Raw genomic sequence first — 24,928 nt, forward strand, 5'->3', positions numbered from 1 at the left:
CCCGCCGAGCTGCGCAAGGGGCGGTCGCCCTGGGCGACCGCCCCCTGCCCGCGTCGCCTTACAGGTACTTCTTCAACTCCCGCCGCGCCAGCGACCGCTGGTGCACCTCGTCGGGGCCGTCGGCGAGCATCAGGGTGCGGGCGCTCGCGTACAGCTCGGCCAGCGGGAAGTCCTGGCTCACGCCGCCCGCGCCGTGCAGCTGGATGGCCCGGTCGAGGATCCCGACCACCGCGCGCGGGGTCGCGATCTTGATGGCCTGGATCTCCGTGTGCGCGCCCTTGTTGCCGACGGTGTCCATCAGCCAGGCCGTCTTCAGCACCAGCAGCCGCAGCTGCTCGACGGTGACCCGGGCGTCGGCGATCCAGTTCTGGACGACTCCCTGCTGGGCCAGTGCCTTGCCGAAGGCGGTACGTGAGACGGCCCGGCGGCACATCAGCTCTATCGCCCGCTCGGCCATGCCGATCAGCCGCATGCAGTGGTGGATCCGGCCCGGCCCCAGCCGGGCCTGGGCGATGGCGAAGCCGCCGCCCTCCTCGCCGACGAGGTTCGTCACCGGCACGCGCGCGTGGTCGAAGACCACCTCGGCGTGGCCGCCGTGGGAGTGGTCCTCGTAGCCGAAGACCCGCATCGCACGCCTGACGGTCACGCCCGGCGTGTCGCGCGGCACCAGGACCATCGACTGCTGACGGCGGATGTCGGCGCCGTCCGGGTCCGTCTTGCCCATCACGATGAAGATCTTGCAGTCGGGGTTCATCGCCCCGGAGATGTACCACTTGCGGCCCGTGACGACGTACTCGTCGCCGTCCCGCTCGATGTGCGTGGTGATGTTCGTGGCGTCCGAGGAGGCCACCTCCGGCTCGGTCATCGCGAACGCCGAGCGGATCTCACCGGCCAGCAGCGGCTCCAGCCACTGCTTCTTCTGCTGCTCGTTGCCGAACTGCGCCAGCACCTCCATGTTGCCCGTGTCGGGCGCGGCGCAGTTCGTCGCGGTGGGCGCGAGATGCGGGGAGCGGCCCGTGATCTCGGCGAGCGGAGCGTACTGGAGGTTGGTCAGCCCGGCGCCGTACTCCGTGTCGGGCAGGAAGAGGTTCCACAGGCCCTGCTTCTGGGCCTCGGCCTTCAGCTCCCCGACGACGGCGGGGGTGTCCCAGGGGGAGGCCAGCGCGGCCCGCTGCTCCTCGGCGACCGCCTCGGCCGGGTAGACGTACTCGTCCATGAAGGCGAGCAGCTTGGCGCGCAGCTCCTCGGTGCGTGCGTCGAACGCGAAGTCCATTTCTGGATCAGCCTTCCTGAAGAGTGGTCAGTCCGTGGTCGATGAAGACGGGCACGAGGTCGCCGATCCGGTCGAAGCCGCGCCCGACCGTCTGGCCCAGCGTGTACCGGTAGTGGATGCCCTCCAGGATCACGGCGAGCTTGAACCAGGCGAACGCCGTGTACCAGGAGACGGCGGACACGTCGCGCCCCGAGCGCGCGGCGTACCGCTCGATCAGCTCCTGCGGGGAGGGATGCCCGGCGGCCGTGGCGGTCGTCGAGATGGGGGAGTCGGGCAGCTCCAGCGGCCGGCTGTACATCACCAGCAGGCCCAGGTCGGTCAGCGGGTCGCCCAGGGTCGACATCTCCCAGTCGAGGATCGCCTCGATCCGGTCGTCGTCGCCGATCAGGACGTTGTCCAGGCGGTAGTCACCGTGGACGACGGCCGGGGCGGGGGAGACGGGAAGGGATCGGCCGAGCGCCGCGTGCAGCTCGTCGATGCCGGCCAGCTCGCGGTTGCGGGAGGCGTCCAGCTGCTTGCCCCAGCGGCGCAGCTGCCGGTCCAGGAAGCCCTCGGGACGGCCGAAGTCGGCGAGGCCCACCTCGGCGGGGTCCACCGCGTGCAGCTCGACCAGCGTGTCCACCAGGGACAGCACCGCGCTGCGGGTGCGCTCCGGGCCGAGCGGGGCGAGCTGCTGGGCGGTGCGGTACGGGGTGCCCTCGACGAACTCCATGACGTAGAACGGCGCCCCGAGCACCTCCTCGTCCTCGCACAGCAGCACCGTGCGGGGGACCGGCACCCGGGTCGGGTGCAGGGCGCTGATCACGCGGTGCTCGCGCTTCATGTCGTGCGCGGTGGCCAGGACGTGGCCGAGCGGGGGCCGTCGTACGACCCACTTCGAGGCACCGTCGGAGACCGCGTAGGTGAGGTTCGACCGTCCGCCCTCGATCAGCCGGCCGGTCAGGGGGCCGGTCGCGAGACCGGGGTGCTCGCGGTCGAGCAGGGCGCGCAGCCGGTCCAGGTCGAGTCCGGGCGGGTGGTCGGCGGTCATACATCACTCCTACGAACGGGTGAACAGGACCCATTCATGATGCCGACCGGTCGGTATGTCGTCCAGTGCGCATGCCGGACAGAGGCCCGAACGTGACCGGGGCCACGATAGGCCGACGGCTCCCCGGTGTGCTGCCCGGGGAGCCGTCGGTCCTGTGTCTGGCGGGGTCAGTGGTCGTCCCAGTGGTCCTCGTGCTCGGCGTGCCGGTGCCCGTCGTGCAGATAGTCGACGTGGTCGCCGTGTCGCACCTGTGCGTGTCCGCACTCGTCGTGGTGCACGTGTTCATGGCCCTGGTGCGGGGTGTGCCCCGCCGGCTCGCACTCGTCCCAGTGGCCCGCGTGCTCGCGGTGCAGATGGCCGTCGTGCGCGTAGTCGACGTGGTCGCCGTGGGGCACGGCGTTGTGCCCGCAGCCCGGACCGTGGCGGTGCGTGCCGTGCTCGGTGTGTTCCTGGTGAAGGGTGGTCATCGTGCTCACCTTCGGGGGCGGGGTGTTGACGACGCACAGGCTACGCGCGGTCGGTGCATATCCGGGCATATCGTTCGCGTGGCGCAAGGAGAGCCGGGAGAGCCGGGGAGAACCTGGGGAAGCCGGGCTGGGCGGGCGATCGGCGGGCCGCGAAGGCTAGGCGACCAGGACCGCGGCGCACACCACCAGGGCCACCGCGTACGCCGCCGCCGCCGTCGCCTGGCGGGGAGCGAGCGCGGGCGGGCGCGGGCCGGCCGCGAGGGCCCGGATCCGGCGGTGGGCCACCCCCAGGAAGCCCAGGAAGAGCAGACAGCACGCGGCGCACACGGCGACGCCGGTGGCCGAGGCGCCACCGTGCAGGGCGGTCTTCACGGCGAGTACGGCGGCCACGGCGGCCGAGAGGGTCGTACGACGCCAGGCCAGCCGGGTGCGCTCCGGCTGCAGCCCCGGATCGCGTCCGGCCGTGCTCACCCCGCCCATCCGACCAGCACCACGAACACCATCGCGACCGCCACCACCGCGACGACCAGGCTCAGCAGCGCCGGGAACCGGGACGCGGGCAGGTCCTCGCCGTGCCGCATCGCCCGCTCGCAGCGTACCCAGTGGTTCACCGCGCGCAGGGAACACAGCACACCGGCGCCCAGCAGCGCGAGCGCCAGACCGACCCGCCATCCCCAGCGCAGGTCCGGCAGGAACTGGTCCACCGCGAATCCGCCGCCGATCAGCGCCAACGCGGTCCGCAGCCAGGCGAGGAAGGTGCGCTCGTTGGCCAGCGAGAACCGGTAGTCGGGCGTGGCACCCTCGTCCCGCACCTGTTCCGGCGCGAACCACAGCCGGATGTTCCGTACGAATTCGCTCACACAGCCGACCCTACCGGCGCCTCACCTGCCGGAACGGAACGCCCTCAGCCTCTCGTACGCCGCCCGCCCGTCCGGCACCCACTCCCACTCGCCGAGCCGCCGCTCGACCTCCTCGCCGGACAGGAAGCCGTGCCACTGGACCTCCTCCGGCTGGGGGCGCACGGGCAGCTCGCAGCGCACCTCGTACACCGCCGACCACCAGCTGTTCCCGGCCCCGTCGTCGTACAGGAACTTGAAGAGGAACGTCGGCCGCGGCAGCCCGCTGACGCCCAGTTCCTCCTCCGCCTCGCGCAGTGCCGCCTCGTCGTAGGACTCGCCCGCCCCGACGACCCCGCCGACGAACAGGTCGTACAGCGCGGGGAAGACCAGCTTGGTGGCCGTGCGCCGGTGCACGAAGAGCCGCCCGGCCGCGTCCCGGGCCTCGATGAACACACAGCGGTGGCGCAGCCCGCGGGCGTACGCCTCGCCGCGCGGGGACTGGGCGACGACCTGGTCGCTCTCGTCGACGATGTCGAGGACCTCGTCAGCGGGGTTCACGTCGGCAGGGTTCATGCGGCCATCCAAGCAGGCGGCTCAGCGGCGTTCGAGGTCGCGGGCCGGGGGCTCCGCCTCCGCCGGGCCGCACGGCATCGCCGGGTGCAGCCCGAGCAGCACGATGCCCGCGACCACGGCCGCGAGTCCGGCCGCCTCCCAGGCCAGCGCGCCGGTGTCGGTGCGCAGCCGGTCGCCGAGGAAGCCCACCCCGCACAGGATCCCGGCGAGCGGCTCGGCGGCCGTGAGCGCGGGCAGCGACATACGCAGCGGGGCCGTCTCGAAGGCGCTCTGCACCAGGATCAGCCCGGTGACCCCGCACACCAGCACGCCGTACGGCTGCCAGCCGGTGAACAGCTCGGTGAGACCGCCTTCGGAGAACCGGATGCCGCTCACCCGGGTCAGCGCGTCCTGTACGCCGTACAGCAGCCCCGCGGCGGTGGCCAGCAGCACCGGGCCCCAGCTCAGCCGGGAGCGCTTGCCGTACGTCGTGAGCACCAGGGCCGCGCCGACCATCGCGCCGATGATCAGCCAGTGCCGCAGTGGATCGGAGACGGCGTGACCGGCGTGCGGCTCGCCCGCCGTGATGAACGCGCTCACCCCGCCCGCGAGCAGCAGCAGACCCGCCCAGCCCTGGCGGCCCAGCTGCTGTCCGGTCCGGTACCGCGAGAGGGCGAGCGCGAACAGCAGGTTGGTCGCCAGCAGCGGCTCCACCAGGGAGATCTCGCCCTTGCCGAGCGCGACCGCGCCGAGCACCATGCCGGCCACCATCAGGCCGAGCCCGCCCAGCCAGCGCGGCACCCGCACCAGGTCGAGCAGCAGCCGGAACGACAGGAAGTCGCCGAGCGGTGCCTTCTGTGCGGCGTCCTGCTGGAGCACGAACCCGAAACCCAGACAGCAGGCGGCACTCACGGCGAGAAGGAGAACCAGAACGGACACGCTGCGTACCTCGATCATCCGGCCGGACCACGGGCGTGTAATGGCCGACTGTAGCGTCCCCGGGGCGGCAGTGACCCGGAAGTGCCCGCAACCGGGGCGGTCGACTCGCCATGCTCCGTGGCCCCGCCGCCCCGCGCCATGGCGTACGCCACAGCGGTCCGCCGAAAGACCCCGCCCGCGGCCGCGCCCACCTGCACGGGAGTTCCTCAAGTTCCGCTGGAGCCGCGGAAGTTGAACCTGGCAACACTCGCGTTCCGCTTGACGCAAACCTTGGCTGGGGGTTTGCTGTGCGTGATCGGTCGATGGCAGCCCGAGAAACAGGAAGTCCCGCGGTGCCCCTTCTCCCCCCTCTGCTCGGCGCAGGCCGGGCCCCCACGGACCGGTCCGGCGACACCGCCCCGGACGACTGGGACCCGGACGACTCGGGCGCCCTGGACGGCGCCCTGGACGACGCCGAACTGCACACCGCCCGCGCCGCGCTGGCCCAGGGCCGCAGACAGGCCGCCCGCGCCCTCTTGCTGCACACGGGTGACGACTGGGACCGCCGGGGCCACCGTCTCACCGCGCTCGCCCAGGAGCCGTGTGCCGTCGCCTGGGCCCAGGACTGGCTGCTCGCCGAACCCGGCTCCGCCGACGCCGCCGCGCTGTTCGCCCTCGCCCGGGTGCAGCGCGCCCTGTGCGGCGAGGAGGACCCCGACCGGGCCCGCGAGGCCTGCGCCGCGGCCGCCGCGCTCGCCCCCGCCGACCCCACCCCCTGGCTCGGCCTGCTCCAGCTCGCCCGCACCCTCGGCCCGGAGCGCGAGCTGCTCGGCGTCTTCGCCGAGCTGCGCCACCGCCACCCCGAGCACCACCACGCCCACCACCTGCTCCTCGCCCGGCTCGCCGAACGGCCCGCGGGCGGCCGGGGGGCCGAGGCCCACGAGGTGTACGACCTGGCCGAGCTGGCCGCCGCCGAGGCCCCGGCCGACTCCCCGCTCGCCGTCCTGCCGGTCGTCGCGTACGCCGAGCGCTACCGCGTGCTCGCCGCCACCGGACTGGCCCCCGCCGACCCGGCCGCCTCCGGACACTGGTCCGGCCCCCGGGCCCGCCGGATCCTCAGCGCCTGCTTCGACTGGTGGCTGGAGTGGGAGCACGACGAACACCCCCGGCGCCACATCGACCTCAACCACCTCGCGTTCGCGCTGTCCTGCGCCGGCCGCCCGGCCGAGGCGGCGGCCCTGTTCCGGCGCATCGGCCGGCACGTCACCCCGGCACCCTGGTCCTACGCGCACCGCGACCCGCGCGCGTCCTACCGCCAGGCCCGCGCCCGCGCACTGGGGCACTGAACAACCGGGCCGCGCGGACCGTACGTACGGCCGTACCGCTTTCCGGGATCCGCGTAAGAAGTGATTACGGAAGTCTGACCGGTGACCCGATTCCCTGGCCCCGTGCGGCCCCGAGTGTTCGAATGAATACGTGAACTCTGAACAATCCGAGGAGCAGCACGGCAAGCCGATCGGCCGCCGCGTCTTCCTCGGCACCCTCGGCCTGGGCGCGCTCGGCGTGGTCGCCGCGCCCACGCTGCAACGCGGCATGGAGGGCTTCCTCGGCGGCATCGCCGGCCAGGACCCCACGGGCCTGACCGGCCTGCTGCCCAACGGCGGCGGCTTCCGTTACTACTCCGTCGCGGCCTCGGTGCCGCACAAGAACGCCACGGACTACCAGCTGAAGATCGACGGCCTGGTCGACCACCCGCGCACCTACAGCCTGTCCGACCTGCGCGCGCTGCCGCAGACCCGGCTGGTCAAGGACGTCCAGTGCGTCACCGGCTGGCGGGTGCCCGGCACCCCCTTCGAGGGCGTCCGCCTCTCCCGCCTCCTGGACCTCGCCGGCGTCCGCTCCTCCGCCAAGGCGCTGCGCTTCACGTGCTTCGACGGCACCTACACCGAGAGCCTCACCCTCGACCAGGCCCGCCGCCCGGACGTCCTGGTCGCGCTGCGCATGCAGGACAAGGACATCGGCCACGACCACGGCGGCCCGGTCCGCCTCTACGTCGCCCCCATGTACTTCTACAAGTCCGCCAAGTGGCTCTCCGGCATCACGGTCACCGACCGGGTCGAACCCGGCTACTGGGAGCACCTCGGCTACGACGTCGACGCCTGGGTCGGCAAGTCGAACGGACGGACCGATGACCCTACGAGCTGACACCCCGGCCCCGCCGGCCGCCCGCATCCGCCGGTTCAGCCGGGCCGAGCGCTGGGTGCACCGCACCACGGCCGTGCTGATGGGCGTGTGCGTGCTGACGGCAGCCGTCCTCTACATCCCGCAGCTGGCCATCCTGGTCGGCCGCCGCGAACTGGTCGTCCGGATCCACGAGTGCGCGGGCGTCGCTCTGCCCGTCCCGGTCCTGCTGGGTCTCGCCTCCCGCGCCTTCCGCACCGACCTGCGCTTCCTCAACCGTTTCGGCCCGCACGACCGGATGTGGCTGCGCGCCGCGCTGGTCCGCGACAAGCGCCGCTCCTCGCGTCCGGCCGGCAAGTTCAACGCCGGCCAGAAGGTCTACGCCGCCTGGATCGCCGGCGCCACGCTGGTCATGCTCGGCACCGGCCTGCTGATGTGGTTCACCCACCTCGCCCCGCTGATGTGGCGCACCTCGGCGACCTTCGTCCATGACTGGCTGGCGCTGACGATCGGCGTGGTCCTCGCGGGCCATGTCGGTATGGCTCTGGGCGATCCGGAGGCGCGAAAGGGGCTGCGCACGGGGACGGTGAGCAGGGAGTGGGCGAAGCGGGAACACCCACTCTGGCGTGGCTGACAGCCATTGAGTTGGCCCCCGCGGGCCCGCCTTCCCGGGATCGGCGGGCCGACGCCCTGAAGGGCGTCGACGCGGGGTATGCGGAACCTACGCTTCCGAAGGGGAAAAGGGAAGCCCCTCGGTCGGCCCTCCGCGAGCCCTCAGCCGGCGAAGTCCAGCAGCACCTTGCAGGACCGCCCCCGATCAGCGGCCAGCGCGAACGCGTCCTCCGCCTCCCGGACCGGAACCACCGCGCTGATCAGCCCGTCGAACTCCGCCCGCGCGGCCAGCAGGCCGAGCGCGTCGTCGAACTCGGCGCCGAAACGGAACGCGCCGCGCAGCTCGATCTCCCGGCTCACCAGCAGGTTCCCGGCGAACGGGCTCTGTCCGGGCGGCAGCATGCCGAGCTGGACCACCACGCCCCCGCGCCGTACCCGCCGCAGACACGTGTCGAGCCCGGCCGCGACGCCCGACGCCTCGACGGCCACGTCCACCCCGGCGGGCCACCCGGCGTCATCCGGATCGTCTGCCCGTACGAGCGTGTCGGCGCCGGCGACGGCCGCGTACCGCAGCGCCCGGGGCAGCAGATCGGTCACGGTCACCCGCGCCGCACCGGCCGCCTTCGCCGCCGCGACCACCAGGCACCCGATCGGCCCGGCCCCGGTCACCAGCACCTGCCGGCCCAAGACGTCCCCGGCCCGCCGCAGCGCGTGCAGCGCCACCGACAACGGCTCGGCGAGCGCGGCCACGCGCAGCCCGAGGCCGTCCGGAAGCACCCTCAACTGTCCGACGGGCACGGCCACTTGGGCAGCGAATCCGCCCTGCACATGCGGAAAGCGGGCCGCGCTGCCCAGATACCGGGTGTCCCGGCAGACGTTCGCCCGTCCGTCGGCGCACTCCGGGCAGCGCCCGCACGGGGTGGCGGGGTGCACGGCAACAGCCGTACCCGGTGCGGGACCGGTGGCCCCGGCGCCGTAGGACACCACCGTGCCCACCACCTCGTGCCCGAGCACCATCGGCTCCCGGAGCCGGAAGTCACCGACCCCGCCGTGCCGCCAGTAGTGCAGATCGGAGCCGCACACCCCGCCGTAGCGGACCGCGACCAAAGCCTCGCCGGGTCCGGGGACGGGCGGCACGAGCTCCGCGACCCGCAGATCGCCCGCGCCGTGGATCACACAACCCAGCATCCTGGCGGCTCCTTTCACAGCACGCTCGTCATACCGCCGTCGACGTACAGGATCTGCCCGTTCACGAAGTCCGAGGCCGGCGAGGCGAGGAAGAGCACACCGCCCACCAGGTCCCCGGTACGGCCCCAGCGGCCGGCCGGGGTGCGCCGGCGCACCCATGCGCTGAACTCCTCGTCCGCCACCAGCGGCCGGGTCAGCTCGGTCTCGATGTAGCCCGGGCCGAGCCCGTTGACCTGGACGCCGCAGGGCCCCCAGTCCGCGCACATGCCCTTGGTGAGCATCTTCAGCGCGCCCTTGGCCGCCGCGTAGGGCGCGATGCCCGGCCGCACGACCTCGCTCTGCAGCGAGCAGATGTTGATGATCTTGCCATGACCGCGCTCGGTCATCCGGCGGGCCGCCTCCCGGCCGACCAGGAAGGCGCTGGTGAGGTTGGTGTCCAGGATCCGGTGCCAGTCGCCCTCCGTGAACTGGAGCAGCGGGGCGCGCAGTTGCATGCCCGCGTTGTTCACCAGGATGTCGAGCGGGCCCACCCGCTCCTCGACGTCCGCGATCCCGGCGGCCACCGAAGCGCCGTCGGTCACGTCGAACACCGCCGTGTGGACGACACCGGGCAGACCGGCGGCCGCCTCGTCCAGCCGGCCGGCGTCGCGCCCGTTGAGGACCACCGTGCAGCCGGCCTCGGCCAGGCCCCGGGCCAGCGCCCGGCCGATGCCCCGGCTGGAGCCGGTGACCAGGGCGGTGCGGCCGCTGATGTCGAAGAGCGGGTGACTCATTCCCGTACCCCTAGAGGATCAGCGAGAGGAGCAGGATCAGGCCGCCGGCGACCACCGAGAGGATCGTCTCCATGAGCGACCACGTCTTCACGGTCTGCCCGACGCTCAGTCCGAAGTACTCCTTCACCAGCCAGAAGCCGGCGTCGTTGACGAAGCTGAAGAAGAGCGAGCCGGCGCCGATCGCCAGGACGAGCAGGGCGGTGTGGGTGGTCGAGCTGCCGGCCGCGAGCGGGGCCACCAGACCGGCCGCCGAGACGGTCGCCACCGTCGCCGAGCCGGTCGCCAGCCGGATCACCACCGCGATCAGCCAGGCGAGCAGCACCGCCGGGATCGACCAGTCCTTGGAGACGTCCAGGATCATCTGGCCCACCCCGGAGTCGATCAGGGTCTGCTTGAAGCCGCCGCCCGCGCCGACGATCAGCATGATGCCGGCGATGGGCGCAAGGCCCTTTTCGACGGTCTGCTGGAGCCGGTCCTTGCTGAACCCGGCGGGCCGGCCCAGCGTGAAGAAGCCGACGATCACGGCGGCGAGCAGGGCGATCAGCGGGGAGCCGATGACGTCGAAGACGCGCTGGGTCCGGTTGGCCGGATCGTCGACGACGATGTCCACGAGCGCCTTGGCCAGCATCAGCACCACCGGCAGCAGCATGGTGGCGAGCGTCGCGCCGAAGCCGGGACGGCGCTCCAGCTCCTCGGAGGGACGCTGCGGGAGCATCCGGTCGGGGGCCGGGACGTCCACCCAGCGGGCGGCGACCTTCGAGAACAGCGGTCCGGCGATGATCACCGACGGGATGGCGACCAGGAGGCCGAGCGCCAGGGTCACGCCCAGGTTGGCCTTGAGCGCGTCGATCGCGACCAGCGGGCCGGGGTGCGGCGGGATCAGGCCGTGCATCACGGACAGACCGGCGAGGGCCGGGATGCCGATGCGCATCAGGGAGTAGTTGCCGCGCTTGGCGACCATCAGCACGACCGGGATCAGCAGGACGATGCCGACCTCGAAGAACAGGGGCAGGCCGATCACGGAGGCGATGAGCACCATCGCCCAGGGCATGGCCCGCCCGCCGGCCCTGGCGAGGATCGTGTCCACGATCTGGTCGGCACCGCCGGAGTCGGCGAGCAGCCGGCCGAGGGTCGCGCCGAGGGCGATCAGTACGCCGACGCTCGCGACGGTGGAGCCGAGCCCGGTGCTGAAGCTGGTGATCACCTTGTCGAGCGGGGCGCCGGCGGCCGCCCCGAGCGCCAGTGACCCGATGGTCAGCGCCAGGAAGGCATGGAGCTTGAACTTCGTGATGAGCAGGACGATCACGGCGATGCCCACCAGGACGGCGATGCCCAGCTGGGCATGTCCGGCGGAGGTGATCGGCGGAGGTGCGTCCGCTGCCAGCATCTCGACGCTGAGTCTGGTCACGGGGGTTCCCTTGCGAATACGGGGGACGGGGGTGAGTGCTACGCGATGGTGGTGCTGTCGGGAAGCGCCTCGAGTGCCTTCACGGCGCGTTCGGCGATCTCCTGGGGGCCGCCGCTGACGTCGACGGCGACTCCCGCCTCGTCCGGCTCCAGGGGCTGCAGCGTGGCGAACTGGGAGTCCAGCAGCGCGGTCGGCATGAAGTGCCCCTGCCGCTGCGTCATCCGGTCCTCGATCAGCTTCCGGTCGCCCGTGAGGTGCACGAACACGACTCCGGGAGCCACGGCCCTGAGCCGGTCGCGGTACGACCGCTTCAGCGCCGAGCTGCTGACCACCCCGCCCAGTCCGGCCCGCCCGTGCGCCCAGTGCCCGATGGCGTCCAGCCACGGCCACCTGTCGGCGTCGTCCAGCGGGATGCCGGCCGACATCTTGGCGATGTTGGCCGGCGGATGGAAGTCGTCGCCCTCGGCGTACGGGACGCCCAGCCGCGCGGCGAGCAAGGGACCGATGGTCGTCTTGCCCGTCCCCGCGACGCCCATCACGACGACGACCTGGGGGGTACGCATTACTGCCTCGCTGTCTTCCTCGACATCCGACGCCACATCGGCGTCGCCACACTGAAACCCATTAGGTACGACGAATTCAAGAGAGTGTGACTTATAAGTCTGACTTTTTGTCTCTGTGATCCAAGCCGTACGCTGAGTGCATGAGCACACCGGGCCGGGGGCTGCACGGCCATGTACTGGACACCCTCGGCCCCGCGATCACCGGGGGCGAGTACCCGCCGGGCAGCGTGCTGCGCACGGACGAACTCGCCCAGCACTTCGAGGTGTCACGCTCCGTGATGCGCGAGGCGGTCCGCGTGCTCGAGTCCATGCACCTGGTCGAGTCCCGCCGCCGGGTCGGCGTGACCGTCCGCCCGAAGTGCGAGTGGAACGTCTACGACCCCCAGGTCATCCGCTGGCGCCTCGCCGGCGCCGACCGTCCGCACCAGCTGCGCTCGCTGACCGTGCTGCGCTCCGCCCTCGAACCGGTCGCGGCCGGCCTCGCCGCGAAGCACGCGACGGCCCAGCAGTGCGCCGAACTCACCGAGTGCGCCCTCGGCATGGTGGCCAACTCACGCGGCCACAAGCTGGAGCAGTACCTCATCCACGACGTGGCCTTCCACCGCGTCATCCTCACCGCTTCGGGCAACGAGATGTTCGCCCGCCTCGGCGACGTCGTCGCCGAGGTCCTGGCCGGCCGCACCCATCACGAGGTCATGTTCGAGGACCCCGACCCGGCGGCCGTCACCCTGCACGTCCGGGTCGCGGAGGCGGTCCGCGGCGGCGACGCGGCCCGCGCGCAGGAACTGACCCGGCAGATCACCGTGGGCGCCCTCGAGGAACTGGACATCCTGGCGCCCTAGCCGGGTCCGGGTCAGTCCAAGAACTCCCCGTCGACGTACACCCACGCCCCGTCCACCCGCTCGAACCGGCTGCGCTCGTGCAGCGAACCGCCCCGGTAGGAGGCGCGGAACGTCACCGTGCCCCGGGCGTGGAAGGCGGAGCCGTCGGTGCCGTCCAGGATCTCCAGCCCCGTCCACCGCATCCGGGGATCGAGCTCCAGCCGCTCCGGCCGGGTCCGCGGATGCCAGGTGCGCAGCAGATACGGCACGTCCCCCTCGACGAAGGCGCAGTACCGCGAGCGCATCAACAGCTCGGCGGTCGGGGCGGCGGCCGCTCCCGCGTGGAAACGCCCACAACAGGCGTCGTACGACTGGGGGAGCCCGCAGGGGCAGGTGCGCGACGTCATGGTCCACATTCTGCCCCGCCAGCGGAGGCGCCCGCCCCTGGCGGGGTGCACAGTGGAAGGGCGACGCAGTCCAGGGAGGCCGACGATGACCCGACCCGTGAGCGGCCGGCCCCCGGCCGTCAAGGAGTGGCGCCTGCATGTGTATCTGTCCGAGCACGACCCGGACACCACGGCCCGGATCGTCCTGGACACCGGCGACAACGTCCTCGAGAGCCGCGCCGAGGCCCGCCGCAGCCCGTACGACCCCGAGGTGCCGGAGATCGGCGACGAACTCGCGGCCGGCCGCGCCCTGATCGCCATGGGCCGCGTCCTTCTGCGGGCCGCCGACGGGGACATGAAGGCGCTGGGAGCGGCCGACACCGAGGGGCCGTCGCCGCTGTGGCTGGACCGGGAGTGAAGCCCCTCACCTCCCCTTGCGCAGAAACCGCCGCAGCCGGGTCAGCGGCCAGGTGTTGATCACGTCCTCCCGGGTCAGCCAGCCGCGCTGCGCGGTGGCGACGCCGTACCGCAGCAGTGCGAGGTGCGGAACGGCGTGGGCGTCGGAGTTCACCGCGAACTTCGCGCCGTACTCCCGGGCGCGCAGGATGTCCTCGTCACCCAGGTCCAGCCGGTCCGGCTGGGCGTTGACCTCCAGCGCGGTACCGGTGCGCGCACACGCCGCGAACACCTCGTCCCAGTCGGCGTCCACGCCCGGCCGCCGGCCGATCAGCCGGGTCGTGGGGTGCCCGATGATGTTGACGTACGGGTTCTCGCAGGCCCGCACCAGCCGCCGGGTCATCGCCCTGCGACCCAGGTGGAAGTGCGAGTGCACGGAGGCCACGCACAGGTCGAAGCCGGCCAGGAACTCGGCCGGCCAGTCCACCTCGCCGTCGGGGTCGATGTTGAGCTCCGTGCCGTGCAGCAGCCGCATCCTGCGCAGGGTGCCGTCCAGCTCCCGCAGGCTCTCCCGCTGGGCGAGGAGCTTCTCGTCGGTCATGCGCTGCATGGACAGGCCGGGCGCGTGGTCGGTGACCGCGTAGTACGCGTAACCGCGCCGCGCGGCCGCCGCCGCCATCTGCGCCAGCGGGGCGAGGCCGTCCGTGAGATCGGTGTGGGTGTGCAGATCACCGCGGACGTCCTTCTCGGTCACCACCTCGGGCAGCTCGCCGTGCAGGCCCGCCTCGACCTCCCCGCGGTCCTCCCGCAGCGTCGGCGCGATCCACGGCAGCCCGAGCCGGGCATAGACCTCCTCCTCGGTGCGCGAGGCCAGCGAGTCCCCGCTCTCGGCGTCGAACAGGCCGTACTCGGACAGCTTCAGCCCCTGGTGCACGGCGATGGTGCGGGTGCGGATGTTGTGGCCCTTGGAACCGGTGAAGTACTGCATCCCGGCACCCCACGACTGCGGCGGCAGCACCCGCAGATCCACCTGGAGCCCCCGGACGGTGCGCACCGACGTCTTCTTCGCGCCCCGCGCGATCACCTCGGCCGTGCCCGGAAGTTCGCACAGTGCCGCCATGAACGGCTCCGAGCGCCTCGCCGCGACGAGGACGTCCAGGTCCCCGACGGTCTCCCGCATCCGGCGCAGCGAGCCGGCGTACGCACAGCGCCCGCAGCCGGGCAGCCCCGACAGCTCGGCGACGATCTCCTCGGCCGTCTCCAGCGCCGTCGACAGCAGCACCCGGCCGCCCGCCCGGCGCAGCAGCTCGATGCCGTGCCGGATGTTCTCCTGCGTCTTCTCGCCGAAGCCCCGCAGATCGGCCAGCGCGTCCGCCTCGATCGCCGTGGCCAGCGCGTCCACCGACGCGATGTGCAGGTCCTCGTAGAGCCGCAGGGCCTTCTTCGGCCCCAGACCGGGGATCGCGATCAGCTCCCGGACCCCGGCGGGAATCCTCGCGCGGCGCTCCTCGACCACCGCCATCTTCCCCGTGCGCAGATACTCGACCACCTTGTCGGCGATCGACCGGCCCACGTTCGGGATCTCCCTGAGGCCGCCCTCGTCCAGCTTCGAGATGTCCGCCGGATACCCGCCGATCGCACGCGCGGCCTTCTCGTAGGCGCGCGCCTTGAAGGCGTCGCCTCCGGTGATCGCGACGAGGTCCGCGTACTCCCGCAGGAGCGCCTCGACCTCGTCATTGCGCCGGGTCACCCTTCAAGTCTAGGAAAACGCCTAGGGAACGTCCTGGAGTACCGGCAGCGGCGGCAGCTTCGCCCCGTACACCCACGCCTCGAACAGCCCGGCCGGCGGCTCGTCCGCGAAGCGGGCCACGTGCTCGACGAACACCGCCGTCGTCACCGTCCCGCCCCGGTGCAGCCGCACCCAGCCGCGCAGCATGCGGAAGAAGGCGTCGTCGCCCAGCGCGCAGCGCACCGCGTGCAGGGTCAGCCCGCCCCGCTCGTAGAGCCGGTCGTCGAACATCGACCGGCGGCCCGGATCGGCCAGCCGCAGATCCTGCGGCAGCGTGGCCAGCAACCGGTGTGCCGCGGCGGCCAGTTGCTGGGCGCTACGGCCGCCCGAGCGCTCCGACCACAGCCACTCCGCGTACTTGGCGAAGCCCTCGTTCAGCCAGATCTGCCGCCAGTCGGCGATGGAGACGCAGTTGCCGAACCACTGGTGCGCCAGCTCGTGCGCCACCAGCCGCTCCGAACCCCGGGCGCCGTCCACGTGGTTGGAGCCGAACAGCGACAACCCCTGTGCCTCGACCGGCACATCGAGCTCCTCCTCGGTCACCGCGACCGCGTACTCCTCGAACGGGTACGGTCCGAACAGCTCCTGGAACAGCTCCATCATCGCGGGCTGCCGCGCGAAGTCCCGGGAGAACTCAGGCAGCAGCTGCGCCGGGATGTGCCCGTGCTGCGGCACCCCGCCCGGCCCCGGATCGCCCAGCAGCACCGTCTGGAACTTCCCGATCGCCAGCCCGACGAGATAGCTGGACGTGGGCGCGGCCTGCTCGTACACCCAGGTGGTCGTCGACGCCTTCGTCGTACGGGTCAAAAGGCGCCCGCCCGAGACCACCGCGTACGCCGACGGCGTGGTGACCGAGAGCAGATACGACGCCTTGTCGGCGGGCCGGTCGTTGCACGGGTACCAGGACGGCGCCCCGACCGGCTGGCTCGCCACCAGCGCCCCGTCCGCCAGTTCCTCCCAGCCGAGCCCGCCCCAGGCACTGGCCACCGGCTTCGGATTGCCCGACCAGTGCACCTCGACCGTGAAGGCCGCCCCGGCGCGCAGCGGCTTCGCCGGCTTCACGCGCAGCTTGCCGCCCCGGTGCGTGTAGTGCGGCTGGCGGCCGTCCACCCGGATCCGGCCGATCTTGAAGTCGGCCAGATCGAGCTGGAACTCGGACAGCTGCGCCCGGCCGGCGATGGCGTTGATCCGGGCCACGCCGGACAGCCGGTTGGGGCCGGGCCGGTAGTCCAGCGCGAGTTCATAGCGGTGTACCCGGTACCGGGGATCGCCGTTGTCCGGGAAGTACGGGTCCGGACCCGCTGACTGCTGCACTGCCACTTCCGCGTTCGCTCCCTGCGCCTTGCTCGAACCATTCCCCGGTGCGCCGACGCCCGTGGGCACCGAACGGCCCGCGCTCAGGGACGCCATGCCTCGATCGGGTTGCCGAGCCAGCGGGTGCCGTCCGGGACGGACTCCGCGGCCATGACGAGCGACGCGGGACCCAGGGTCGTACGGGCCCCGATCGTGCTGCCGGGCAGCACGATCCCGCCAGGGCCCAGTGTGGCCCCCGCGCGGAGAACCACAGTATCCGTCCGCAAGATCCGGTCATGGAAGAGGTGAGTCTGCAGAACACAGCCACGGTTGACGGTCGCGGCGTCCTCCAGGGTCACCAGGTCCGTCTCCGGCAGCCAGTAGCTCTCCACCCACACGCCCTCGCCGATGCGCGCGCCGAGCCCGCGCAGCCACAGCGTCATCACCGGCGTGCCCGGTACGGCCGCGGCCAGCCACGGCACCGCCAGCACCTCGACGAACGTGTCGGCCAGCTCGTTGCGCCACACGAACGAGCTCCACAGCGGATGCTCACCGGCCCGGTGCCGCCCCACGAGCAGCCACTTCGCCACGACGGACACGAGCCCGGCCGCCGCCCCGGCCGCGAGCAGCACCAGGCCCGACAGCAGCGGCGCCCACGGTCCCAGGGTGCACAGCGCGCACAGCGCCGCCACCGTCGCCGCGGCCAGCGCCGCCGAACACAGCACCGGCACGATCCGGCACAGCTCCACCAGAGCGCGCGCCCACAGCAGCCGGGCCGGCGGCTCGTACGTACGGCTCTGATCCCCGCCGGCGGCACTGCGCGGCAGCTTCACCGGCGGCAGCCCCAGGTACGAGGTGCCCTTCTTCGCCTTCTTCGGCGTCGCCGACAGCACGCCGACCAGCCCGCCGTCCGGCACGCTGCGCCCCGGCGCGGTCATCCCGGAGTTCCCGAGGAACGCCCGCCGCCCGATCTCGGCGCGCCCGATCCGCACCCAGCCGCCACCCAGCTCGTACGGCGCCGTCAGAGTGTCGTCCGCCAGGAAGGCGCCGTCGCCGACGGTGGTCAGGCTCGGCAGCGCGAGCACGGTCGACACCTCGGCGCCCCGCCCGATCCGCATGCCCAGCAGCCGTAGCCACACCGGCGTGACCAGCCCGGCGTACAGCGGGAACAGCGTCTCGCGGGAGCGGTCCATCAGCTGCGTCACGGTCCACGCCTGCCAGCCGACCCGGCTGTGCGTCGGATGCGTGCCCTCGCGCAGCCCCAGGCTGAGCACGCGTACGGCGACCAGGATCAGCAGCGCGTACGCCAGCCCGTAGGCCAGCGTGGCCGGGACCAGCCCGAGCGCGACCCCGCGCAGAACCCCGGCGAGGGAGCCTCCGGACGCCACGAAGAGCCGGGCGACCAGCAGCGCGGCCACACCCGCGACCAGCGGCAGGGCGCCGAGCGCGATACCCGCCACGCCGTACATCACCCGCCAGTACGTGCCCCGCTGGGGACGTTCCTTCGGCCAGTTGCGCTTGGCCTTGCCGAGCTTGACGGCCGGCGCGCCCGCCCACCGCTGACCGGTCGGGATCTGCCCGCTGACCGCCGAGCCGGGAGCCACCTCGGCCCGCTTGCCGACACGGGCGCCCGGGAAGATCATGCTGCGGGTGCCGACGGTGGCGTGCGCGCCGACCTTGACCGTGCCGATCTCCAGCCGGTCGCCGTCCAGCCAGTACCCGCAGAGGTCGACCTCGGACTCGACGGCCGCGCCCCGGCCCAGCTTGAGCATGCCGGTGACCGGCGGCAGCGAGTGCAGGTCCACCTCGGGCCCGACCTTGGCGCCCAGCGCCCGGGCGTAGCGCTCCAGCCAGGACCCGGTCAGCGAGGTGGCCCCGCTGAACTCGGCCAGCCGCTCGGCGGTCCACAGCCGCAGATGCACGCTTCCGCCACGCGGATACCGTCCGGGTTCGAGCCGCCGCAGCAGCAGCCGCGCCCCGCCCGCCGCGAGCGCGATCCGGCCCGGCGGGGTGAAGAACAGCAGTGCGCCGGCCGCCAGCAGCCACCACGGGGCGGTCGGCAGCCAGGAGTATCCGGGCAGTACGTTCCCGACGGCGGCCAGGACCAGCGTCCAGCGCAGCCCGAGCAGCGTGACCAGCGGGACGAGCACGAGGAGCTGGACGGCCTGGGCGCGGACCGGCACCGCAGCGACGGTCCGCCGCGAGCCGTCGTCCTGCGCCGAGGCCTCCAGCCGCCGGGCCAGCTTGCGCAGCACGGGCTGCTGGTAGATGTCGAGGACGGCCGCGCTCGGATAGCGGGTGCGCAGCCGCGTGGTGAGCTGAGCGGCGGCCAGACTGCCGCCGCCGATCGCGAAGAAGTCGTCGGAGGCGCTGGTCACCGGGATGCCCAGCACCTCGGCCCACTGCTCGGCGAGCCAGGCCTCGGTGCCGTACAGATCCGCCTTGGGCGTCTCCACGCCCTTGAGCGGCCAGGGCAGGGCGCCCCGGTCCACCTTCCCGGACGTCCGGGTCGGCAGCTCGGCGACGGGCGCGAGCAGCGGCACCAGCGCGGCGGGCAGCTCGGCACGCAGCTTCTCGACGGCGGCCGCGTGGTCCCAGCCGTCCTGGGTGACCACATAGCCGACGAGCAGCTGGTTGCCGCTGCGGGCGGTGCGCACGGCGGCCGCGGCACCCGCGACCCCGGGCAGCGCCTGGAGCGCGGCGTCGACCTCGCCCAGCTCGATCCGCCGCCCGCCGAGCTTGATCTGCTCGTCGGCCCGGCCCAGGAAGATCAGCCCCTCGGGCTCGGCCCTGACCAGGTCACCACTGCGATAGGCCCGCTCCCAGCCCAGCGACCGGAGCGGGGCGTACTTCTCCGCGTCCTTCTCGGCATCGAGATAGCGCGCGAGCCCGACCCCGCCGATGACGAGCTGTCCGCTGTCGCCCATGGCCACGGGCTCACCGGCGTCATCGACGACCGCTAGGTCCCAGCCGTTCAGCGGCAGCCCGATCCTGATGGGCTCCTCACCGGTGAGCAGCGCCGCACAGGCCACGACGGTCGCCTCGGTCGGCCCGTAGGTGTTCCACACCTCGCGCCCCTCGGTGACCAGCCGCTGCGCCAGCTCGGGCGGGCAGGCCTCGCCACCGAAGATCAGCAGCCGTACGTCGTTGAGGGTCTCCGGCTCCCACAGCGCGGCCAGCGTCGGCACCGTCGACACGACGGTGATCTCCTGCTCGACCAGCCAGGGCCCGAGATCGGCACCGCTGCGGACCTGCGAGCGGGGCACCGGCACCAGACACGCGCCGTACCGCCACGCCAGCCACATCTCCTCGCAGGAGGCGTCGAAAGCGACGGACAGCCCCGCCATGACCCGGTCGCCGGGCCCGATCGGCTCCTCGGTGAGGAAGAGGGCGGCCTCGGCGTCCACGAACGCGGCGGCGCTGCGGTGCGAGACGGCGACGCCCTTGGGCTTCCCGGTGGACCCGGAGGTGAAGATGATCCAGGCGTCGTGCTCGGCACCGGGCCGTCCGGCGGGGGAGCCGGAGGTCCCCTCCTGGACGCCGATGGTGTGCCCGGCCCCGATGACGGCCCGTACCGCGGCCTCGCCGAAGACCAACTCGGCCCGCTCGTCCGGGTCCTCGGCGTCGACGGGGACGTAGGCGGCACCGGCCGCGAGAACGGCGAGAATCGCGACGTACAGCTCGTTGGTCCCGGAGGGCACCCGCACCCCGACCCGGTCCCCGAGCCCGACCCCGTGCCCGGCCAGCCGCCGCCGCAACCGGTCCACTTCCACGGCCAGCGCTCGATAGGTGAGGCGGCGGGTACCGTCGTCCAGGGCGAGTTCGTCCGGGCACGACCGTACGGTCGCCTCGAAGACGTCCACCAGCGTGCGCGGTGAGGCGGCGGGCCCGGCCGAGAAGCGTGCCCGGTCGCCGAACTGCGTGCGGATCTCTTCGTCGAGCAGGCCGAGAGCGCTGCTCTCGTCTGTGGCTGCCATCAGGTCCTCACGTCGGGTCCGGCTGGGTGACAAGCCGGATATTTTAGTACGACGCTAGGCTCCGCCCCTGCGCCCGGCCACCGGGAGGGGCTGTCCGGGCAGCCGCGCGCGATCGGGCCGAGGTCGCTGACCTGGCGATCTTCGAGCCGGAGGAGACATGCCCCACACACGGTGAAGGATCGGACACTCCGGGCTAATCCGCCTCCCGGTCGCCTCGGGGCACAAGCAGAAGGCCCCTGGTTCACAGGGGCCTTCACTGGTGTCCGAGGGGGGACTTGAACCCCCACGCCCGATAAAGGGCACTAGCACCTCAAGCTAGCGCGTCTGCCATTCCGCCACCCGGACAAGGTGTCTGTCGTGCGGAGAATCCCTTTTTGGCGGGGTTTCCCTCGCGGCGACGAAGGAAACATTACCAGGCTTTCGGGGGTGTCTGATCACCCCCGTCCCCGGGCCCGGTCGCGCGTGAACGGCGTATGACGGGGCGGGACCGCCCTTGGGCGCGGACCGGGACCGGAGAGAGGATGAGGGAGACCACCAGGAGCGACAGCGGGAGGAAGCAGCGTGAGCGAGACGGACACCGCCAAGGGCGTCACCGGCGAGGACGAGGTCGTGGACCTCTGCCGTGAGCTGATCCGGTTCGACACCAGCAACTACGGCGACCACTCGGGTCCCGGCGAGCGCCAGGCCGCCGAGTGGGTCGCCGGGAAGCTCGCCGAGGTCGGGCTGGAGCCGAAGATCTTCGAGTCCCACCCGGGCCGCGCCTCGACGGTGGCCCGCATCGAGGGCGAGGATCCCTCCCGGCCCGCGCTGCTGATCCACGGCCACCTGGACGTCGTACCCGCCAACGCCGACGACTGGACGCATCACCCCTTCTCCGGCGAGGTCACCGACGGCTGCGTGTGGGGGCGCGGGGCCGTCGACATGAAGGACATGGACGCGATGACCCTCGCGGTCGTCCGGGACCGGCTGCGCAGTGGCCGGCGGCCCCCGCGGGACATCGTGGTCGCCTTCCTCGCCGACGAGGAGGCGGGCGGCACCTACGGCGCCCGGTACCTGGTCGACCGCCACCCCGAGCTGTTCGAGGGCGTCACCGAGGCGATCAGCGAGGTGGGCGGCTTCTCGTTCACGGTGAACGAGAAGCGGCGGCTCTACCTGATCCAGACCGCCGAGAAGGGCATGCACTGGATGAAGCTCACCGTGGCCGGCACCGCCGGGCACGGGTCCATGATCCACCGGGACAACGCCATCACCGAGCTGTCCGAGGCCGTGGCCCGGGTCGGGCGGCACAGGTTCCCGGTACGGGTCACCAAGACCACCCGGGCCTTCCTGGACGAGCTGGGCGACGCGCTCGGCACCGAGCTGGACCCGGAGGACATGGAGTCCACCCTCGCCAAGCTCGGCGGCATCGCCAAGCTGATCGGCGCGACCCTGAGCAACACGGCCAACCCCACGCAGCTGAACGCCGGTTACAAGGTCAACGTCATCCCCGGCGAGGCCACCGCGCACATCGACGGGCGGTTCCTGCCCGGCTACGAGGAGGAGTTCCTCGACGACCTCGACCGGCTGCTCGGGCCGAACGTCCGGCGCGAGGACGTGCACGCCGACAAGGCGGTCGAGACCGGCTTCGACGGGGCGCTGGTGGAGGCCATGCAGTCCTCGCTGCTGGCCGAGGATCCCACCGCCAAGGCCATCCCCTACATGCTCTCCGGCGGCACCGACGCCAAGTCCTTCGACGACCTCGGCATCCGCGGCTTCGGCTTCGCCCCGCTGAAGCTGCCGCCGGAGCTGGACTTCGCCGGCATGTTCCACGGCGTGGACGAGCGGGTGCCGGTGGACGGGCTGCAGTTCGGCGTGCGGGTGCTGGACCGGTTCATCGACGCGTCCTGACGCTTCGCGGACCCGTCGCGAGGCGCCCGAGGCGGTGATTTCGGGCGGCCGTGCGAGAACTGACCGAGAAGGGTGAATCTGACCATAAGCTCGTAGCTCCATTACTCCCTCCTCGTTACAGGTGATGCGATCCCGCACCTTGGGGTCGCATTGCCAACAAGGAGGAACAATGATCAAGAAGGTCGTCGCTGCTGCGGCTGCCACCGGTGGGCTGGTTCTCGCGGGCGCGGGCCTGGCTGTCGCCGACTCCGGTGCTCAGGGTGCCGCCGTGCACTCCCCGGGTGTCGTCTCCGGCAATGTCATCCAGGTGCCCGTGCATGTCCCGGTGAACGTGTGCGGCAACACGATCAACGTGATCGGGCTTCTGAACCCCGCCTTCGGCAACACCTGCATCAACAAGTGACGCAGGCTCCCTGAGGGGCGTGTGTGACAAGCCGTCGGCCCCGGAGTGCGCCCCATGCGCTCCGGGGCCGACCGGCTTTCTTTCCGAGAGAAGCGAAGGCAGGGGGGAATCCAGCATGCGACAAGGCACGCGCAAGGGCCTGATGACGATGGCCGCCGCGACCGGAGTGATCGCCGCGGCGAGCGGCTACGCCCACGCGGACGCCGGGGCGATCGGCGCCGCCGCCGGCTCACCCGGCGTACTGTCCGGCAACACGGTGCAGGTACCGGTGCACGCGCCGGTGAACGTCTGCGGCAACACCGTGAACGTGATCGGACTGCTCAACCCGTCCGTGGGCAACTCATGTGCCAACCACGGCGGTACTTCAGGGGGCCGTGGTGGCTCCGGGGGCTCGCACGCGGGCGGCCATACCGGCGGCTCACCCGGTGTCGGCTCCGGCAACACCGTGCAGGTGCCCATCGACGTCCCGGTGAACGTCTGCGGCAACAGCGCGAGCGTCATCGGCGTGGGCAACGCCGCCGTGGGCAACGACTGCGCCAACGGCGGGGGCGGCCACGTCAACCCGCCCGGCCACCCGGGGCAGCCCGGTCACCCCGGAAAGCCCGGTCATCCGGGGCAGCCCGGTCACCCCGGTCACCCCGGAAAGCCCGGTCACCCGGGGCAGCCCGGTCATCCCGGACAGCCTGGCCACCCGGGGCAGCCCGGCCACCCCGGCACCCCGCACCATCCGGGTAAGCCGACCCGTCCGGGAGGTCCGACGACCCCGCCCGGCCAGGGGGGCCACACGCCCCACGGGCCGCAGGGGGCCTCGCAGGTGCAGCAGCAGGGCGGCCACGGAGCCCAGCTCCCGACCACGGCCCAGCTCGCGCACACCGGCAGCGATGTGCCGCTCGGCCTCGCGCTGCCGGTCGGCGCGGGCGCGCTGCTCGCCGGTGCCGTCCTCTACCGCAAGGCGCGGGCCGCGGCCTGAGCGGGCCGGGCGAGGTCCGCTGCGGTTCCGCAGGGACCCCGAGGGGCACGGGGCTGTATCGACATACGGCTCCAGCGGAGCGTCCGGCGGGCAACGCCGGGTCCGGGCAAGCCCGTACGGCACTGTGGGCCGTGCGACGCGGTGAACCGGCGCGGTGTCCTGCGGGCCGAGCGGTGCGGTAAACGGAGCGGGCCCTGCCATTCCGGCGGGGCCCGCTCCGCTCATGTGTCCGGCCTCACCACGTGGCCCTCACCTGGCGGATGATCCGCCTGCGCAGCCGCACCCTGCGGCTTCCGTCGCGCATCAGGCTCAGGCGGTCCAACTCCCAGTGTCCGTACTCGGCATGGTCCGTCAGCAGACGTGTCGCCTCCCTGCGGGAGACCCCGCGCGGCACATACACGTCGACAAATTCGTATTCCGGCATCGCATCTATTGTGCGGGCTGGGGCCCGGTACGGATAGCGTCTGCACTATGTCTGATGCTGCGCAGCCCACCGCTGCCGAGGTACGTGCCGCCGCCGAGGCGGTCAAGACCGCGCTCGACCGTCATCTGGCGGCGGTCGAACGCAGGTCGGGGGAGGACGACCCGGCCGTCTCCGAGGCGTTCAACCAGCTGGCCGCGGCCGCCGAGGTGTACGACGAGCTGCTCTACGACCGTTTCGACGAGGTCACGCCCTTCGAGATTCCGGGTACGGACGAGCTGCCGCCGTACGCGGGCCCCGAGGAACCGAACGCGATCAGCGTGCTGATCCGCCGCGACTACGCCGTCGCGGAACCCCAGCGGCTGCTCGCGCAGGCCCAGCGGGTCGAGGCGGCGGAGTACGACGAGGCCGGTGCCTCGGCCGAGGGCGCCGCCGGCACGGTCCCCGGGGCGCTGGGCATCCTCTTCGGCGAGTTCGAACCGGACGAGATCGCCTCCCGGCACAAGGAGTTCGGCCTGGAGGAGGGCGACTCCACGCTGTGGGTGACCGCGGCGGAGGAGCCTTTGGAGGCCGGGGAGTGGCTGGAGGCGCCCTTCGAGCACATCGACCCGCAAGGGGTGGTGTGCCGGTTCGATGTGAGCGCGGTGTTCGACGACGAGGAAGACGGCGACGAGGACGAGGATCTCGAGTTCGTCGAGGACGAGGATCTGGAGCCGCTGGACACCGAGAAGTGAGGCGGGCGGCGGTGCCGTAGCGGCTCGGGGCCCCTACGGCACCGCCG

General features: G+C 72.4%; 25 protein-coding genes and 1 tRNA gene. 9 read left to right on the forward strand and 17 right to left on the reverse strand.

What is annotated here, in order from left to right; translation table 11 throughout:
• Positions 1-58 precede the first annotated feature (58 nt).
• The 7 genes from ADK64_RS03680 to ADK64_RS03710 form a co-directional block, all read right to left on the reverse strand.
• Positions 59-1,273, reverse strand: coding sequence for an acyl-CoA dehydrogenase family protein (locus tag ADK64_RS03680; protein WP_053654706.1), 1,215 nt, complete (start codon positions 1,271-1,273; stop codon positions 59-61).
• Between the two features lie 7 nt (positions 1,274-1,280).
• Complete coding sequence (locus tag ADK64_RS03685) at positions 1,281-2,303, reverse strand: phosphotransferase family protein (RefSeq protein WP_053654708.1); 1,023 nt, start codon at positions 2,301-2,303, stop codon at positions 1,281-1,283.
• Positions 2,304-2,470: 167 nt separating this feature from the next.
• A complete protein-coding gene (locus ADK64_RS03690) occupies positions 2,471-2,770 on the reverse strand; it encodes a hypothetical protein (protein WP_053654710.1) in 300 nt (99 codons plus the stop codon).
• A gap of 156 nt (positions 2,771-2,926) precedes the next feature.
• The gene (locus ADK64_RS03695; RefSeq protein WP_053654712.1) at positions 2,927-3,250 is read right to left on the reverse strand and encodes a DUF202 domain-containing protein; all 324 of its coding nucleotides are present in this window, start codon (positions 3,248-3,250) and stop codon (positions 2,927-2,929) included.
• Positions 3,238-3,630, reverse strand: coding sequence for a YidH family protein (locus ADK64_RS03700; RefSeq protein WP_053654713.1), 393 nt, complete (start codon positions 3,628-3,630; stop codon positions 3,238-3,240). Before ADK64_RS03700 ends, ADK64_RS03695 begins: the two co-directional genes overlap by 13 nt.
• A 21-nt stretch (positions 3,631-3,651) precedes the next feature.
• Entirely contained in the window at positions 3,652-4,167 is a 516-nt protein-coding gene (locus ADK64_RS03705) for an NUDIX hydrolase (RefSeq protein ID WP_053654715.1), read from the reverse strand.
• A gap of 36 nt (positions 4,168-4,203) precedes the next feature.
• Positions 4,204-5,118 carry a DMT family transporter gene (locus ADK64_RS03710; protein ID WP_199829474.1) on the reverse strand — a complete coding sequence of 305 codons (915 nt, stop codon included), beginning with the start codon at positions 5,116-5,118 and terminating at the stop codon, positions 4,204-4,206.
• A gap of 314 nt (positions 5,119-5,432) precedes the next feature.
• On the opposite strand from ADK64_RS03710, the gene ADK64_RS03715 reads away from it, so the two are divergent.
• The 3 genes from ADK64_RS03715 to ADK64_RS03725 all read left to right on the forward strand — a co-directional run bounded on the left by ADK64_RS03715 (position 5,433) and on the right by ADK64_RS03725 (position 7,894).
• Positions 5,433-6,425, forward strand: a complete 993-nt coding sequence (locus tag ADK64_RS03715) for a hypothetical protein (protein ID WP_053654717.1) — start codon at positions 5,433-5,435, stop codon at positions 6,423-6,425.
• Between the two features lie 130 nt (positions 6,426-6,555).
• Positions 6,556-7,284: a molybdopterin-dependent oxidoreductase gene (locus ADK64_RS03720; RefSeq protein WP_053654720.1), complete on the forward strand. Its 729-nt coding sequence runs from the start codon at positions 6,556-6,558 to the stop codon at positions 7,282-7,284.
• The gene (locus ADK64_RS03725) at positions 7,268-7,894 is read left to right on the forward strand and encodes a cytochrome b/b6 domain-containing protein (protein WP_053654722.1); all 627 of its coding nucleotides are present in this window, start codon (positions 7,268-7,270) and stop codon (positions 7,892-7,894) included. The genes ADK64_RS03720 and ADK64_RS03725 overlap by 17 nt, the downstream gene beginning before the upstream one ends.
• Before the next feature lie 140 nt (positions 7,895-8,034).
• On the opposite strand, the gene ADK64_RS03730 is transcribed toward ADK64_RS03725, so the two are convergent.
• The 4 genes from ADK64_RS03730 to ADK64_RS03745 are packed head-to-tail and all read right to left on the reverse strand — an operon-like array spanning position 8,035 to position 11,804.
• Positions 8,035-9,060, reverse strand: a complete 1,026-nt coding sequence (locus ADK64_RS03730) for an L-idonate 5-dehydrogenase (RefSeq protein ID WP_053654724.1) — start codon at positions 9,058-9,060, stop codon at positions 8,035-8,037.
• Positions 9,061-9,074: 14 nt separating this feature from the next.
• Complete coding sequence (locus ADK64_RS03735; RefSeq protein WP_053654726.1) at positions 9,075-9,833, reverse strand: SDR family oxidoreductase; 759 nt, start codon at positions 9,831-9,833, stop codon at positions 9,075-9,077.
• Between the two features lie 10 nt (positions 9,834-9,843).
• Complete coding sequence (locus ADK64_RS03740) at positions 9,844-11,241, reverse strand: gluconate:H+ symporter (protein ID WP_053654728.1); 1,398 nt, start codon at positions 11,239-11,241, stop codon at positions 9,844-9,846.
• 38 nt (positions 11,242-11,279) lie between these two features.
• Positions 11,280-11,804 (reverse strand): gluconokinase, encoded by a 525-nt coding sequence (locus tag ADK64_RS03745; protein WP_053654729.1) that lies wholly within the window; start codon positions 11,802-11,804, stop codon positions 11,280-11,282.
• Positions 11,805-11,944: 140 nt separating this feature from the next.
• Here ADK64_RS03745 and ADK64_RS03750 point away from each other — a divergent pair, with 140 nt between their 5' ends.
• Complete coding sequence (locus ADK64_RS03750; RefSeq protein WP_053654732.1) at positions 11,945-12,646, forward strand: FadR/GntR family transcriptional regulator; 702 nt, start codon at positions 11,945-11,947, stop codon at positions 12,644-12,646.
• An 11-nt stretch (positions 12,647-12,657) separates the two neighbouring features.
• On the opposite strand, the gene ADK64_RS03755 is transcribed toward ADK64_RS03750, so the two are convergent.
• Positions 12,658-13,032 (reverse strand): YchJ family metal-binding protein, encoded by a 375-nt coding sequence (locus ADK64_RS03755; RefSeq protein ID WP_107092911.1) that lies wholly within the window; start codon positions 13,030-13,032, stop codon positions 12,658-12,660.
• An 85-nt stretch (positions 13,033-13,117) separates the two neighbouring features.
• Between ADK64_RS03755 and ADK64_RS03760 the strand changes: the two genes are divergently transcribed.
• Positions 13,118-13,429, forward strand: a complete 312-nt coding sequence (locus ADK64_RS03760) for a dsRBD fold-containing protein (protein ID WP_053654736.1) — start codon at positions 13,118-13,120, stop codon at positions 13,427-13,429.
• Between the two features lie 6 nt (positions 13,430-13,435).
• Here ADK64_RS03760 and polX read toward each other — a convergent pair whose 3' ends face one another.
• The 4 genes from polX to ADK64_RS03780 form a co-directional block, all read right to left on the reverse strand.
• Positions 13,436-15,157 (reverse strand): DNA polymerase/3'-5' exonuclease PolX, encoded by a 1,722-nt coding sequence (gene polX / locus ADK64_RS03765; protein ID WP_053654737.1) that lies wholly within the window; start codon positions 15,155-15,157, stop codon positions 13,436-13,438.
• 21 nt (positions 15,158-15,178) lie between these two features.
• Positions 15,179-16,516 carry a M1 family metallopeptidase gene (locus tag ADK64_RS03770; RefSeq protein ID WP_053654740.1) on the reverse strand — a complete coding sequence of 446 codons (1,338 nt, stop codon included), beginning with the start codon at positions 16,514-16,516 and terminating at the stop codon, positions 15,179-15,181.
• A 77-nt stretch (positions 16,517-16,593) separates the two neighbouring features.
• Positions 16,594-20,466, reverse strand: a complete 3,873-nt coding sequence (locus ADK64_RS03775; protein WP_053654742.1) for a Pls/PosA family non-ribosomal peptide synthetase — start codon at positions 20,464-20,466, stop codon at positions 16,594-16,596.
• A gap of 257 nt (positions 20,467-20,723) precedes the next feature.
• Positions 20,724-20,811: transfer RNA gene (locus tag ADK64_RS03780), tRNA-Leu, on the reverse strand.
• 216 nt (positions 20,812-21,027) lie between these two features.
• Between ADK64_RS03780 and ADK64_RS03785 the strand changes: the two genes are divergently transcribed.
• The 3 genes from ADK64_RS03785 (at position 21,028) to ADK64_RS48595 (ending at position 23,726) form a co-directional block, all read left to right on the forward strand.
• Positions 21,028-22,353 (forward strand): M20/M25/M40 family metallo-hydrolase, encoded by a 1,326-nt coding sequence (locus ADK64_RS03785; protein ID WP_053654745.1) that lies wholly within the window; start codon positions 21,028-21,030, stop codon positions 22,351-22,353.
• Between the two features lie 169 nt (positions 22,354-22,522).
• Positions 22,523-22,756, forward strand: a complete 234-nt coding sequence (gene chpH / locus ADK64_RS03790; RefSeq protein WP_053654746.1) for a chaplin ChpH — start codon at positions 22,523-22,525, stop codon at positions 22,754-22,756.
• A 115-nt stretch (positions 22,757-22,871) separates the two neighbouring features.
• The gene (locus ADK64_RS48595; protein WP_053654748.1) at positions 22,872-23,726 is read left to right on the forward strand and encodes a chaplin; all 855 of its coding nucleotides are present in this window, start codon (positions 22,872-22,874) and stop codon (positions 23,724-23,726) included.
• Between the two features lie 235 nt (positions 23,727-23,961).
• Here the strand turns inward: ADK64_RS48595 and ADK64_RS03800 are convergent, their stop codons facing one another.
• Entirely contained in the window at positions 23,962-24,150 is a 189-nt protein-coding gene (locus tag ADK64_RS03800; RefSeq protein ID WP_053654750.1) for a DUF5703 family protein, read from the reverse strand.
• Between the two features lie 47 nt (positions 24,151-24,197).
• On the opposite strand from ADK64_RS03800, the gene ADK64_RS03805 reads away from it, so the two are divergent.
• Positions 24,198-24,881 (forward strand): hypothetical protein, encoded by a 684-nt coding sequence (locus ADK64_RS03805; RefSeq protein ID WP_053654752.1) that lies wholly within the window; start codon positions 24,198-24,200, stop codon positions 24,879-24,881.
• Positions 24,882-24,928: the final 47 nt, after the last annotated feature.

It is taken from the genome of Streptomyces sp. MMG1121 (assembly GCF_001280015.1).
GTDB lineage: Bacteria > Actinomycetota > Actinomycetes > Streptomycetales > Streptomycetaceae > Streptomyces.